Here is a 13,869-nt window from a genome sequence, read left to right as displayed (position 1 = left end):
ATCTGTCCTTTCTCTAATCCGCATACGTACCATTGTAGCGGACGTGAGAGACGGGTGCAACTTACGAATAATCTGGAGGCGTCGGTCGTGTGACGAACTGTTCGAACGCATAAGCGACTCGGATTAAATCACGCTCCGCATAGCTCGTCCCCGTGAACGAGAGTCCGAATGGGGCACCACTCTTTTTCAAATGATATGGGATTGTAATCGTCGGATGACCTGCTTTTGCAGCCATGTCGTAGTTCATGTCATGCGGCAGGACGAGTGCGTCCAGTTTATGTGACGCAAGCAATGTGTCAATCCCTTCCGTTTTCGCGAGACGGACGTCCTCGATGCGTCGGTTGAGATAGTTCGCTTCAGTCAGTTTTCCAGATTTGGCGTTCGCTTCTTCAAAGATGGTCTGGCCGTGCGGAATCGATTCAGGATGTTCCGCGTTCCACTCGATCAAATCAGAAAGCGTTTTAAACGGCACGGTCGTATTGGCAAGATACGCCTCGACCCCGAGCTTGAATTCGTCGAACAGGATGTCCGCCTGTTCTAGTGCCGCATGCTTCGGAAGCGTGACCTCGACGAGTTCGACCTCGGCTTGCCGTAGCAATCGAAGCGCCCCCTCATACAATCCGACTTCTTCTTCCGAAATGTCCGGTTTGACGAACCCGACACGCATCCCGACCGCTTGCCTCACATCGAGACATGTCACGTAGGGGGGACCGACCGGTGTCTCGAGAGTCGCGGGATCCGATTCATCCTCACCGCACATCGATTGTAGGGCGATGACTGCATCACGAAGCGTGCGCGCCATCGGTCCCGCCGTATCTTGAGAACGTGAGATCGGGATGATTCCGGAGCGGCTAATCAATCCGACCGTCGGCTTAATCCCGACGATGCTGTTATGGACACTCGGATGGACGATTGAACCGCTCGTCTCAGATCCGACTGCGAGAAGTGTAAGGTTTGCCGCGACCGCCGAAGCCGACCCTGAGCTTGACCCACCGACATCCAACCCGTCGCCGTATGGGTTCATCGTCTGTCCACCGACGGCACTCCAGCCGTTCGGCATATTTTCTGTTAAAAAGTTCGCCCACTCAGACAAGTTCGCCTTCCCGAGGATGATGGCGCCATCAGCCCGTAACCGTTTGACGAGTTCGGCATCTCGACCGGCGAAATGATGTCGCATCGCGGTAGCACCTGCAGTCGTTCGCATCAGACCGGTAGTCTCGATATTGTCCTTGATCAAGACGGGGATGCCGAGTAGCGGTTTGCGTACCCCTTTTCTGTAGGCCCGGTCTGCTGCCTCTGCCTCGAACAGCGCGTCCGGATTGACTTGAATGACGGCGTGAAGTCGTTCATTATACGTCGCAATCCGTCCTAAATAGTAGGCGGTCACGTCTCTCGCCGTGAATTGTCCTTCTTTATACCCACGATGCGCACGTTCAATCGTCAGTTCATGTAATTGGATTTGTTCCATCAAGCATTCCTCCTTTACCTCTCCCCCTTTATTCGTGCTCTACGTCTGATTTCCTTTTCGTATCGCCAAGTCGATGTGTTCTTGATACACTTAAGAAAAAACAGGAGGTCCCAATGACTCACTCCTATGTCTTTGTGTTGCTTGCCGTATTCGGTCTATTTTTCTTACAGCTATATGGGGAGAATGTGCCGTATGGTACGCTCATTTCCATCGGGTTGATTGGATTCATCATCGTCTTGACGGTTTTTCAGTTGAAACGAAAACCGAATCATTGACGAATGTATTTTGAGGGTGGTATGATGCTCTCACCAACTACATATCGATATCAAGAGTGAACGAGAGATCTGGCTCCGCGACTTCACAGCAACCTGCCTTAGGCAAGGTGCTACGACCAGCAAGGGAAACCTTGGACGATATGACGAAAGCGCTCATGTCATCCGACGTGAGCGCTTTTTTGTTGAATGACGATTTGGAGGGAACGACAGTATGGAAAAAGCAACATTCGCAGGCGGCTGTTTTTGGTGCATGGTGACACCATTTGAAGAATTACCAGGGATTGAAGGCATCGTATCCGGCTATATGGGCGGACAGGTCGACAATCCGACGTATGAACAAGTGAAAACCGGGACAACGGGGCACCTCGAGGTCGTTCAAATCACATATGATCCAGCATTATTCTCGTATGAACGTCTTCTTGAGCTGTATTGGATTCAGACAGACCCGACGGACGATGGTGGTCAATTCCAAGACCGGGGACCTCAGTATGCCCCAGCCATCTTCTATCACACGGAAGAACAACATATCGCGGCTGAGGCGAGTCGCGATGTGTTGGCAGCAAGTGGTCGCTTCTCGGCTCCGATCGTCACGAAAATCATTCCGGCGACGACGTTCTTCGCTGCAGAAGACTACCATCAGGATTATCATAAAAAGAATCCGAAGCATTATAAGGAAGACCGGGCCATCTCGGGACGCGACGAGTTCATCGAGGAAAACTGGACGGAAACCGTATAACGGTCATCAGACGCGAATGTTAGCATTCGCGTCTTTTAATTAGCACATTAATCGGGAAACGGGAAATAACGGTTCATACAACCGAAAAGGAGGACACATATATGAAAACAAGTACGAAACTCATCATCGGTGTGATTGGCGTAGCCGTAATCGCTGTTGCCTGATGGCTCATCTCCCCACTATTCTTAACCGGGACGGTCGATGAAGGATTGCAGTCGACAGCAGTCGAATCACCAGCTCCAGAGGAAGAGGAATCAGATCAAGAGACGTCCGAGACACCGGAAGCACAACCGAGTCCAACCGAAGTAGCGGGTGTGTTCATGGACGGGGAGAAAAACTATAAGACGACCGGCACAATCCGCTCGGTCGAGGCAGAAGACGGGACGTACCTTCGATTTGAAGAATTTGAGACGACAAACGGTCCTGATTTATTCGTCTATTTGACGAAACCAGGACAGGAGACGACCGAAGGCGTCAGTCTAGGGGCCTTAAAAGGAAACATCGGGAATCAAAACTATTTGATCCCTAAGGATGTGAATCTAGAAGAGTACAACACCGTCGTCATCTGGTGCCGTGCGTTCAGCGCGACGTTCGGGACGGGAGAACTGACTGGATCAAGTGAATGAACAGACTGAAGGGTGGCTGAATGAATCGACCACCCTCTTTGCATTTGCAATCGGCTGAAAAAAGAATGATTCTTCATCCAACCTCAAATGAGAACATGCTATCATATATGTAAATAAGTGTAATTCAATTGAGGAGATACGAATATGGAGCAGACATTGACACAACCGTACAAACACTACTTTCGGAAACGTTTCTTTCTATTCTTCATTCCATTGATGGTGGTCGGCATGTTATCCGAACCGATGATCATTCGGAATCCATTCGAAGAGCTCGAAGACTATGGGGCATTCGTATTATTCTTAGGAATTTATATCCTAGTACTCGGTGGATGGACAGCGTTTATGACGTCGATGATGTGGCGGATCAGACAATCCAAGTTGAAACAGTGATGACATATCCACCGTCTTTCCCATTGGAGGCTTTGAAAGAGCTATTTACATCCGTTCTAAAAGTAACCCTATTCGAGTACTCCTAAAGTGAGGTATGCAGAAGATATTATCAGGGCTGAATCATCACTTGTCTTTATGAAAGTGGAATGATGGTTTTTAAGGGGGAGCGTTGCGATGAGCCACTTCGCCAAGAAGCGTTAGACGCTCACGCATGAGCCCGGATCACCATTCCTTCTCCCATGCCCCGTCTTCAGAGACTCCCCAATCCTCGAAACGATACTTGATGAGCCAATGGACATGCATCACTTCTACACCCTTGGATAGCTCTGAGACGACGAAACTGACGTCCCCATCCGCCACCACCCATGTCCCGTATAGATACATTATCTTGACCGGACGCTCTTCTGCATCCAGATAAATCACCACGCGGAAGTAAGGCGAGTTCCGCCCTTCATCGAACCGGACGACCTTCTCAACGCAATGTGCCCTGTCGACGACACGCATCCACTCAGGATGTTCCATCAGTTCTGAGAACACGGTCCGGACGAACGGATCCAATCTCCCGAACGCATAGTCATCAAGCAGCCCCTCGTCCATTACGTCTCCCCCCTTCCGGTTCTCTATAGAACGATTCCCTGTCCAGAGCCAATTCAGTCTTTGTTCATGAAGCTACAGAAATGAAGACTTTTAAAAATTGTATACACAGATACATGTATACAATCATCCCTTTTTCTTATGTACGACGATTCCGTCGAATCATATTGGTATTGAAAAAGACGGTGAGGTGGGTCAAGCTTTCTCCTTCCTTCACATTACATAGGATATCCATACTCACAAGTTTAAATTCCCCGTTCTTAACGTTTAACCGATCCGGTAGGCGGCGTAGCAATACCTCCGTCATCTCGTCCATCGTCTGTTGGTCTAGTTGGAATTTATCCATCTGAATCATCCTCTCCATTTGATAGCCTAATGATATCTCGCATTTACGCAAGCAACATCTCACCTAATTTCACGTAAGCCCTAGGGCTTGTTTAGAAAACATGGTCATTTTCAATAAACAAACTGTGTTTTCACTTATGACATTTCATCAAACAATCTTCTAACGGGACACGTCCAATCTTCACACACGAATCCTCTCGTTTTCGTCATACGAAAACGGACCTTTTCCGGATCCCGCTCTATGGATCCAGGCGAGACCAACGTGAGTCGCCCTTCTCGTCAAAGAAAAACGCGCGTTTTTCGTCCTTTTATTTTGAAAACACTGTGCAAAAAATAAAACTAAAAAAGCATGGTTAAAAATTGAAATATAAAGATATGTTCTATTCAAGAAAATAAAAAGGGTTTAATTACCAATTAATGGTTTCCAAAAAAATAATTGATTATTTTTTTACTTTTTTTATAAAAAATCATCATTAATTTAACGGTAAATACTTTATTATTATTTGGTCTGACAAAATTCGTTACTAAAGGAGACAGAGAAATTGGATTTCAAGAAAAGAATTTTTCCGGCCTTTTTGGTAGGTACATTAATCGTATCCTCTATAGACTTAGATGGGTTCGAAAGAGTAGCGGCTAATACTAATAAATTAGTTGAAAATATGGCTCCAGAGAAAAAAATAACTAATCTAATGGTTAATCAAGAAGAAGGATTAAGTAGTGGTAATACGATTGTGACTTCTAATGGCGATAACGAATATAGCTTGACGACTTTCGAGAGTGATGTACAAGTTGAAGAAAATAATGGATGGAAGGCAATTGATACAACCTTGATTCCTGACAATGATGGCGGGTTTGTGACTAAAGAAACTAAACTAGATATCAAATTTTCTAAAGAACTAAATCCAAAAGAATCTTTTATAGAAGTGACCAATGACGCGGATCAGAAGGTAGAGTTCTCCTTAGCCAGCATTGAAACCTCGGAAGGACTTATTCCGATTCAAAAATCTGAAGGTGAAATTTCTGAAAATGTAATCACTTACCGAGACATTCTCGATGGGATAGATTTACGGCATATCGTACTTAATACAGAAATAAAAGAAGATGTAATCTTAAATGAAAAAATTGAAGGATTGAAGAGCATCAACTACATACTGAACACGAAATTAATCCCTACATTAAGTAAAGAAGGGAAAATGGTGCTCTCAGACGCTAAAGGTGAGAAGATTTATGAGATGCCCGCACCAAATATGAGTGATAGCAAGGTCAGTGAGGGCGGCGGATTCTCTGAACCGAACTATGATGTAGAATATCAACTCATAAAAAAAGAAAACCATTACGAAGTAAAGCTTATTCCTACGTCGAAGTGGCTGGAAGAGGATCGAGTCTATCCTGTATATATCGATCCGACATTGATAAAGAACGTTAGTTTGGATACTTTCGTGACAAGTGCAGCCCCAGATCGCGGACACAATCAGTACTGGAACTCAAGTTTGGGACAGTACGTATTACGTGTGGGCAAATATGATTCTTCAACAGGCACGAATTATGCATTAGTCAAAATGTATACCCTTGACAACCTAAAAGGAGCAGATGTGACCTCTGCTACTTTGAAAACATTCGTGAACTGGAGTTATTACGCTACAGCGAAGACCGAAATGTGGGTAGATAAAGTAGCTAGCTCCTGGTCTGAAAACAACGTGACCTGGAACACGAGACCCCCTTCGACGGGAATTACTTCGACGACTGTAGCACGAAACGAATGGGCATCTTTCAATGTAACGAATGCAGTGAAAGAAGTTGTGACGGGGAAACGAGCGGATTATGGATTCAAGTTCCACTCGAACGGCAATGAGATGACACATTGGAAACAACTTTCTGCAGGGGAAAATGGCAAGAATATTACTAATCTTTCCGTTACATATAGCTACCCCCAAATGCAACCTTTAACAACCAACCCGTTTCCTTCTGGAGCAGGCGCCACAACTGGTTATGTCAATGTTTCCTGGCCATCGATAAATGGTGCCACAGGCTATCGTCTTCAGATGTTCGACGGCAAAGGGTGGCAGACAGTGTACAACGGATTAGCCACATCATTTACAACGAAAAATAAAAAAATGTGGCCGCTTTCGTCACAGTACGGTGTAAAAGATGCAAATTCTGGCGGTATCAAGTTTAGAAGTGGTGATGGGCAAGAGTTGCCTATGGACCCGACAGAGATGTATTCAATAAGTTCAGGAGTGACAACGACCTCAAAGGCGTTTCAATTTAGAGTAATTGCAGATTATCCATTAGGTTCCAGTGCCCCATCTAAGATTGCAAAACCGGTGTTGGATGGAATCATACCAAGCACACCTTCAGCGCCGACTGTGTTATCTACAGCTTTGGACCCATCGACCTCACGCGGTCATTTTGTTTTGGATTGGGATGAAGTAGAAGGTGCGACTTCTTATGATCTGCAATTTTTTAATGGTACGACATATGAGAGGATACCAGTCGGTAATACGACACAATGGTCAAGCAAAGGAAAGGGTATTTTCCCCACGGAATCTCAATTATACTCGAATAGTTCATCTGGTATCTTTAGACAAAATGGAGATGGTACTGATTTTTTAGCAGACCCACTTCAGATGTATTGGGCGACTGATTCTAAATATGCGGGCTCTGCCTCTTACTACTTTGCAAAAATCATTGCGAAATCAAGCAAAGGTGAAAGTCTTCCTTCTGCATTCACTCGTATATGGCTTCCTACCGCGACACCTATGGTCTCAAGTAAAGGATACTTTTCAGTACATGATGATGATTCAGGACATTTAGTTTCTACTTGGCCTCGTATAGATGACGCTAAAGGTTACATCGTATCGTTGCACAATGGAGAACACCAGCAAATTGTGGGTAGAATCAGGGGCAACTTAAATTATTGGAGTAGTAAGCATAGAGGAATTTGGCCGAGCAACCTCAGCGATAAATTATTTACATCAGATGGTTCTGGGGAAGAACTTTCACGTATACCTGGCATATTGTATGGGCAATATGATGAAACCAATCTAACTGATCATAATTATTATATTAATGTTCAAAGTTATCGAGGAGAAGATACAAGTAAAGCATTAACAGACCCTCAACGTTACCTTGGGCTAAGTAAAACTTCTGAGGAGAAGGGCTCTTCTGTCATTTCAATCTCAGATGTTGAAAATACGGCCGTCAAGGTAAATACAAGCTATGAGCAAATGAGTGAACCAAGCGTTACCGTCTTCTCAAGTTCAAATTTGGTAGACCAAGAATTAGAAAGTACAACAGAAAATTCCCATTTAAAAAGTGATTTTTATTTAGATTGGGAACCTATTGATAATGTCTTAAAATATCAAGTAATGATATATAATGGGCACGATTATACCTACTTTGATGTGCCTGGTGATGAAACACAGTGGTCGACGGCCGACAAAAAAATCTTCCCGACCGAAGAACAAATGGGGAGAGGAGAACTATCATTTAGAACAAATGAGGACGGGCAAGGCATAGTAAAAAATCCTAGTGAATTGTATAAACGAGTCAACCAAAAATTCGGTTTGACAACTGTTGTTAAGGATAATTATCAGATTAGAGTCACAGCAGTTCACGAAGACGGAGCACGCCCACCTTCTGCAATTCAAGAAATTGAATTGCCTCTAGAATCACCAGAAATTGGAGTCACACAAAATATTATTAAAACAAACGGTTCTCGCGAAATTCAGTTATCCTGGGAAAAAGCTGAAGGAACCACTTCTAAATTATATTTATATAATGGCAAGACTTATAACAAATATAATTTAGGAGAAAAAACAACCTGGAACTCTGATGAGGCTAAAGTATACCCTTCTGATCCTAGTGGCCAAGAGTTTGTAGACAATTTAAGCGGTAGTGTATTACCTAAACGTTTGGATGACCTTTATCGACGTAATGGACTTTCAGAGGATGAAATTCGAATAGCGCCTTTGTTAAAATTGAAAATCAGAACTTTAACTAAAGATGGAGAATTTAGTGAAAGCGAACTTGAAATTGAGTATCCAGAAAATGAAATCGAAAAAACAATTATTTCAGAATCTTCTATAGAAGAGACAATAATTGATGGATTTTATATAGAATCAAACGGAGACTCCATAGAAATTCTAGCCCCTAAACCAACAGTATCTGTGCAACGCAGGGCATTATTTAAAGCTCTTTCAAAATTTATAGAGCATGGACGTGTACAAATCCGTAAACCTAAAGATGACAAAGATACTAAAGGAGACTTAGTTGAGACAGTAAAAGTTAAATCAAAAAATAATAACAATAAAAAGCCAGGTCTAGATGCAGCAAAAGCATATATGCAAAACAAGGACCATATTGCATTCCCAAATGTATTACCCGGCGCCAAAAAACCGCTTATACTAAAGAATGAAAGATTTGGGCATATGTTATATCGACATGACCTTAGATATTGGATTGGGACGTCCGGTCCTGGAAAATCAAAGCCGCAGACATTTTTCCCACCCGATACGACAAACACACAGATATTAAACGCCCTTTCAAAAACGCTTCATGCGAGAAAATCAAAGATTGCAAATGACTTTTTGAAATATAAAGGTGAGAAATTCTTTCAATATGATGCATATGTCGATGGCAAGTTTTATCGCGTAGGTATTCAAAAGTATGCAGATGGATCAAGTAAGAATCCGCAAGTAACGCAATTCTATCCAAAAATACAGTATTGGAGGTACTGAAGTTGAAAATCTGTAGCATTAAAAACCTGGTCATCATGTATCGAGAGATGAATTCTGAACAGGAAATCTCTTTGGTAGAATTACTCAATGATAAAGAGATGGAACTATTTGATTTTTTAGAGAACGAAGAGATGTCAGGTGAACTCATATACTATATCAAATACTCAGACGGTGAAGAACAAGTCGTGACTCATGACAAGTCCGAACCTGATTTAAGCGAAGGTACATTCAGATTGTTCGATTTCGCTCAACGCTGGCTCACCGTATACGAATGGCGAGACTCCAAAGAATTTGAAACAAGACGAGAATTCCTCAAGTTCGATTCCCTCTATGAAGGTCTTAGATATTTGGCCGGTCCAGAAAAATGGGCCTATTACTCTAATCTTTCCTCTGAAGAGCTCGAAGAATATTTGGGACCAGATACACAGGGACTGGACGAGCATGAAAATTCAGATGAACGCTTAGAGATGTATTTAAGAAGTGAGAAAGATTGTTTATTTGAAGGAGAATGGAATTCAAGAGAAGGAATCAAAAGTGGCCGTTACTATGATCCATATCTAGAGAGATGGATTAACATCCCAGAATCATATATTGCATTAAGGCCCTTCATTCTAGGGGTAACTTATTAAAAAGTGTGAAACTAAAGTAAGAAAAAATGCCCTTCGCATATAAATTGGACGGGAGTACCCTAATTTTCTTGAGATAATATAAAAACACCTTCGGCGTGGTACAATTTTTAAAATGTGCTAGCATCAAAGGTGTTTTTTGCTTGAATAAAAACATTTACTAGAAAGATTATATGAAGATATACGAACTTCTTTTTGTTCTTATGTACGTCAATTATGGCGAAGCGTATTTGTACTAAAGAAAACGGTAAGGTCGGTCAAACGTTCTCCGACTCTCACATCGCAAAGAATGTCCATGCTCACGAGTTTTAAGTCATCAAAATCCACTTGAAGTCGGTCAGGAAGGCGTCGAAGCAACACCTCCGTCATCTCGTCCATCGTCTGTTGATCAAGTTGAAAATTATCCATCTGAATCATCCTCTCCTGTTGATAGCCTAACTATATCTCAAATTCGCGCAAGCAACATCTCGGCTTATTTCACGTAAGCCCTAGGGCTTGTTTAGAAAACAGGGTCATTTTCAATAAACAAACCGTGTTTTCACTTCTACTATTTCATCAAACAAGCTTCTTACGAGACAGACCAAAACAACGTCCAACCTTCACACACGAACCATCTCGTTTTCGTCATGCGAAAACGGACCTTACCTGACGTTAGACACGCCCTCGATCTCGCTTTTGACGTTGCCCTTACGCCCCGTGCCTCCCGTCAGAAAGGACCAGGAACATAGAGATGCGGCAGTGAGCCAGCAGCTCCTGTTATCGGGCCGTCAGGGGGGCAGCGGTGCGATGAGCAACTTTGCCACTGGCGCTAGACGCTCACGCATGAGCCCGACTTGGCTTTCCGAAAGGCGACGCACGGGATACGAAATGAATCCTCAGGCATGTGAGACTCTCCCGATTCTCCTCTAAGATACACATCCCCTGCCCCAAATACCTGACAGATTATTTGTAATGGGTGAACCGGACATACGTGATAGAATGAAGCAACAAGTAAATATTTAACAGTTTCTGATCTGGCGTCTTATAGGACCCAGACAGGATGGACGACAGGCACATTTAAAATCAAAGGAGGACATGACATGGCAAAGACGATCGGATTATGGGGCATCCCGTTGCTGTTACTACTCGCCACCGGATGTGGTGCGACAGAGGAGACGGTTTCGACCACGGAGGACACAACGAGTGGGTCAGAGACCGTGACAGAGACGATTGAAACAGAAGAGACAGAAAACGAAGCGGCGGAGAGCGACGTCTATTTCAAAGACGGTGAAGCAAAATTGATTGACCTCAAGATTCAGATCACCGAGACGAAAGTGATCCCACCCGGAGAGCCGGGGAACGAGTATGGCGACAAAGCGGTCCTCGCCATCTGGTATGACACGACGAACCTGACCGGGAAAGACATCGACCCGACAAGTGCCTGGATGATCGTCTTCGAGGCGATCCAAGACAATGACCCGAACGCGGTCAACACCCTCGAGGTTGGCATGCTGCCGGACGAGCAGTTCCTCGACAGTCAGCTCGAGACCATCAAACAGGACGGCACGGTCTCGAACGCTGTCGCCTATGAACTCGACGACTTGGAGACACCGGTCACTCTCGTGGCCACGCAAGGCATCACCGGCGACAAATTGGGTGAACAGACAATTGAAATCAAATAAGACGATACAACTCAGAACGATACAGAGGACCTGCGTATAGAAGACGACAGGTTCTTTTTTGATGTTTGCATCCCGTATCACCGTTTTCGTTATGCGAAAACGGACCTTTTCCGGATCCCGCTCTATGGATCCAGGCGAGAGCAACGCGAGTCGCCCATCCCGTCAAAGAAAAACGCACGTTTTTCGTCCTTGCCCTTCCCGGACGGACCGGGACCGGTCCCCGGCCCCACTCCATTCCGTTCAACCCATGTAACCTCGCTGTTTCATGCTGACATATGACTCGTCCGCACCGAGGATGAGATGGTCGAGCACCGGGATGCCCATGAGGTCTCCAGCCTCATATAAACGTTCAGAGACGAGGATATCCTCCCGGCTCGGGCTCGGGTCCCCGCTCGGATGTTGGTGACAGGCGATGAGGCACGAGGCATTGTTCAAAATCGCGCATTTGAAGATTTCTCTCGGGTGAACGACGCTCGAATTGACGCTCCCGACGTGCGCCCGATGGACGCCGATGACCCGATTTTTCGTGTTCAACATGATGACGAGGAACACCTCACGGTCATCATCCCCGATGAAGGATGCCCCGATTTGCCGAGCATTGTCAGGTGATTGGATGACGGCGTGCTCGAGGGCGACCATTTCCTCTCGAATCTCTTGCTTGATACGGATGACCTCGATAATTGACGATAGTTCCATGTTGGTTTGTCCCCTTTCGGATAAGCTGACCTCAGAACGAACACCGTTGTGCGTCCTGTTGACGGGAACGAAGCGAGCGTCGGGAGACGGTGCAAGGGCGACCGCAGGGAGAGCCTCAAAAAAATGCGTAGAGCGCACATAGGTCCAGGCTTCCGTAGCCAACGAGCGAAAAGCCTTGCTTTGAGCCTAAAGCGAAGGAAGACGGGCCGGAGGGCGCGTCATTTTTTTGACGTCCCTTGCACCGACGACCAGCGAGCTAGAGTACGGAAACAGGACGCATGGAACACCAATCAAGAAAAAGGCTGTTCAAACGAGATAAACCGGGTATAAAATAGGAACAAACGTTCTTATTATTAGGAGGATGATTTTTATGACGATGTATCGCGACCGGGGTGAGCTAAAATGGATCCCATTCCTTATGCCCGAGCACAAGGCGTTATTGACGAAGTATTATAAGGAAATCCAAAAGATTGAGATGCCAGATGTCGATGAACAGGTCTTATCGGTTTATGAAAACGTGCTGAATGACGCAATTTTCAGTGGGGATATGGTCGAGGTAAAATATGTGGAGGAGCGGGAGATGAAACGGTTCAAGGGGTTCGTGCACCGAACGAACTATTTGGAGCGGACCGTCGAACTGGCCAATCAGCGGGATGGGATCATCCATGTGCCGTTCGAGGCAATCATTCACGTGGAACAATCGATGGACTAACGCCCTGGCGGTTTTTCGAAGTCTGCGTCACGAAACGAAGTTTCGCTTCTCGACTTTTAAAAATAAAAAGAACAAGAACTCAACTACATTGAGTAAGTTCTTGTTCCGAACATTTCTATGACTTTTATTGCGTTTTTAATGAGAGTCAAAATGGCAAATCCGGTTCCAATATAATTGAATCATCTTGCATTGAAAACTGAGATTTTAATTTTTGTACCGCATCGAGATTGTCGCGTATAGTTTTTTTCAAATCCCGATAATTTTTATCGCTTATAGCATATAACCTTGGATTACCCGGTCCTGTGTATTCAGTAATACTTAGAATTTTTCGTTGTTCAAGTTTTGTTAATACAGACTCATATTTAGAGCATAGATAACTTTGCAAATTGTTCTTTTGTTCCCATTCCTCAATTTGTTTCAAAGTTTCCTCGGTTCTCCAACTCGCTCCAAAGTTCTGAAGTTCATGTTCAACAATGAATATAAAAAAGAGTCGTTCGTCATTATCAAATTCTATGTCATCGAAGATATTTTCTTTTAAAATTTTTGATTCTATATTATCAGAAATTCCGTTTTTTTCTTCGATAAAATTTCCGGTTAACTCATGTACCTGTTTACTAATAAAATGTCTTATCTTTCGCTCGTTATAAGTCTCGTACAATCCACATTCATGTTTGGCAAGGTGATCTCTATATAACAGGACAATCTTTCGTTCTTCAATTTGCGGAACAGGCACATCATTGTCTACAAAGAAAATACCTACACCTCTTGAATGGTGATCATAAAAAACATTGATTTCCTCAACTGTCCCAGACTTTCCATTTCTAGTTCTCGTACCTATACGGTTTCCAAATATCGCTATGAGAACATCACTAGACTTCAAGATTTGTTCATTAATAACTGCTTGGCCATCTTTATCTAAAGCATAAGAAGCTTACGAATTGTTCTCCCACCGAATAGGCATTAACACGATGTTTTTTGAATCAGTGTGTTCGTTGTTCCAA

Annotated in this window: 14 protein-coding genes and 1 riboswitch; of the genes, 8 read left to right on the top strand and 6 right to left on the bottom strand. The window is 44.2% G+C overall.

The genetic code is table 11. The annotated features are described in order from the left end of the window. Positions 1 to 61 precede the first annotated feature (61 nt). Positions 62 to 1,468: an amidase family protein gene (locus tag KNO69_RS06155; RefSeq protein ID WP_251124872.1), complete on the bottom strand. Its 1,407-nt coding sequence runs from the start codon at positions 1,466 to 1,468 to the stop codon at positions 62 to 64. 113 nt (positions 1,469 to 1,581) lie between these two features. On the opposite strand from KNO69_RS06155, the gene KNO69_RS06150 reads away from it, so the two are divergent. From KNO69_RS06150 to KNO69_RS06135, 4 genes are all read left to right on the top strand, one after another. Next, positions 1,582 to 1,743 (top strand): hypothetical protein, encoded by a 162-nt coding sequence (locus KNO69_RS06150; RefSeq protein ID WP_214816750.1) that lies wholly within the window; start codon positions 1,582 to 1,584, stop codon positions 1,741 to 1,743. A 44-nt stretch (positions 1,744 to 1,787) separates the two neighbouring features. Further along, a riboswitch (SAM riboswitch) is annotated at positions 1,788 to 1,887 on the top strand. 67 nt (positions 1,888 to 1,954) lie between these two features. Then, positions 1,955 to 2,479 carry a peptide-methionine (S)-S-oxide reductase MsrA gene (msrA, locus tag KNO69_RS06145; protein WP_214684195.1) on the top strand — a complete coding sequence of 175 codons (525 nt, stop codon included), beginning with the start codon at positions 1,955 to 1,957 and terminating at the stop codon, positions 2,477 to 2,479. Positions 2,480 to 2,688: 209 nt separating this feature from the next. Next, a complete protein-coding gene (locus KNO69_RS06140; RefSeq protein WP_251024845.1) occupies positions 2,689 to 3,105 on the top strand; it encodes a DM13 domain-containing protein in 417 nt (138 codons plus the stop codon). 144 nt (positions 3,106 to 3,249) lie between these two features. Then, positions 3,250 to 3,495 (top strand): hypothetical protein, encoded by a 246-nt coding sequence (locus tag KNO69_RS06135; RefSeq protein ID WP_214684194.1) that lies wholly within the window; start codon positions 3,250 to 3,252, stop codon positions 3,493 to 3,495. A gap of 222 nt (positions 3,496 to 3,717) precedes the next feature. On the opposite strand, the gene KNO69_RS06130 is transcribed toward KNO69_RS06135, so the two are convergent. Further along, positions 3,718 to 4,092 (bottom strand): hypothetical protein, encoded by a 375-nt coding sequence (locus tag KNO69_RS06130; RefSeq protein ID WP_214684193.1) that lies wholly within the window; start codon positions 4,090 to 4,092, stop codon positions 3,718 to 3,720. A gap of 136 nt (positions 4,093 to 4,228) precedes the next feature. Then, complete coding sequence (locus KNO69_RS06125; RefSeq protein ID WP_214816747.1) at positions 4,229 to 4,435, bottom strand: hypothetical protein; 207 nt, start codon at positions 4,433 to 4,435, stop codon at positions 4,229 to 4,231. Between the two features lie 541 nt (positions 4,436 to 4,976). Between KNO69_RS06125 and KNO69_RS06120 the strand changes: the two genes are divergently transcribed. Continuing rightward, complete coding sequence (locus KNO69_RS06120; protein ID WP_214816744.1) at positions 4,977 to 9,173, top strand: DNRLRE domain-containing protein; 4,197 nt, start codon at positions 4,977 to 4,979, stop codon at positions 9,171 to 9,173. Positions 9,174 to 9,175: 2 nt separating this feature from the next. Next, positions 9,176 to 9,802: an undecaprenyl diphosphate synthase family protein gene (locus KNO69_RS06115; protein WP_214816741.1), complete on the top strand. Its 627-nt coding sequence runs from the start codon at positions 9,176 to 9,178 to the stop codon at positions 9,800 to 9,802. A 207-nt stretch (positions 9,803 to 10,009) separates the two neighbouring features. Here the strand turns inward: KNO69_RS06115 and KNO69_RS06110 are convergent, their stop codons facing one another. Beyond that, positions 10,010 to 10,207 carry a hypothetical protein gene (locus KNO69_RS06110; protein ID WP_214816739.1) on the bottom strand — a complete coding sequence of 66 codons (198 nt, stop codon included), beginning with the start codon at positions 10,205 to 10,207 and terminating at the stop codon, positions 10,010 to 10,012. A gap of 671 nt (positions 10,208 to 10,878) precedes the next feature. Here KNO69_RS06110 and KNO69_RS06105 point away from each other — a divergent pair. Beyond that, positions 10,879 to 11,460 carry a DUF5067 domain-containing protein gene (locus tag KNO69_RS06105; RefSeq protein ID WP_214816737.1) on the top strand — a complete coding sequence of 194 codons (582 nt, stop codon included), beginning with the start codon at positions 10,879 to 10,881 and terminating at the stop codon, positions 11,458 to 11,460. 240 nt (positions 11,461 to 11,700) lie between these two features. Here KNO69_RS06105 and KNO69_RS06100 read toward each other — a convergent pair whose 3' ends face one another. Further along, positions 11,701 to 12,156 carry a JAB domain-containing protein gene (locus tag KNO69_RS06100; RefSeq protein WP_214816735.1) on the bottom strand — a complete coding sequence of 152 codons (456 nt, stop codon included), beginning with the start codon at positions 12,154 to 12,156 and terminating at the stop codon, positions 11,701 to 11,703. A 370-nt stretch (positions 12,157 to 12,526) separates the two neighbouring features. Here KNO69_RS06100 and KNO69_RS06095 point away from each other — a divergent pair, with 370 nt between their 5' ends. Continuing rightward, complete coding sequence (locus KNO69_RS06095) at positions 12,527 to 12,868, top strand: YolD-like family protein (RefSeq protein WP_251124871.1); 342 nt, start codon at positions 12,527 to 12,529, stop codon at positions 12,866 to 12,868. 145 nt (positions 12,869 to 13,013) lie between these two features. On the opposite strand, the gene KNO69_RS06090 is transcribed toward KNO69_RS06095, so the two are convergent. Next, the gene (locus KNO69_RS06090) at positions 13,014 to 13,748 is read right to left on the bottom strand and encodes a hypothetical protein (RefSeq protein ID WP_214816733.1); all 735 of its coding nucleotides are present in this window, start codon (positions 13,746 to 13,748) and stop codon (positions 13,014 to 13,016) included. Positions 13,749 to 13,869: the final 121 nt, after the last annotated feature.

The organism is Exiguobacterium sp. s131 (assembly GCF_018617345.1).
Taxonomy (GTDB): domain Bacteria; phylum Bacillota; class Bacilli; order Exiguobacteriales; family Exiguobacteriaceae; genus Exiguobacterium; species Exiguobacterium profundum.
The sequence above is the reverse complement of the archived record's forward strand: the minus strand, read 5'-3'. Positions and strand labels throughout refer to the sequence as shown.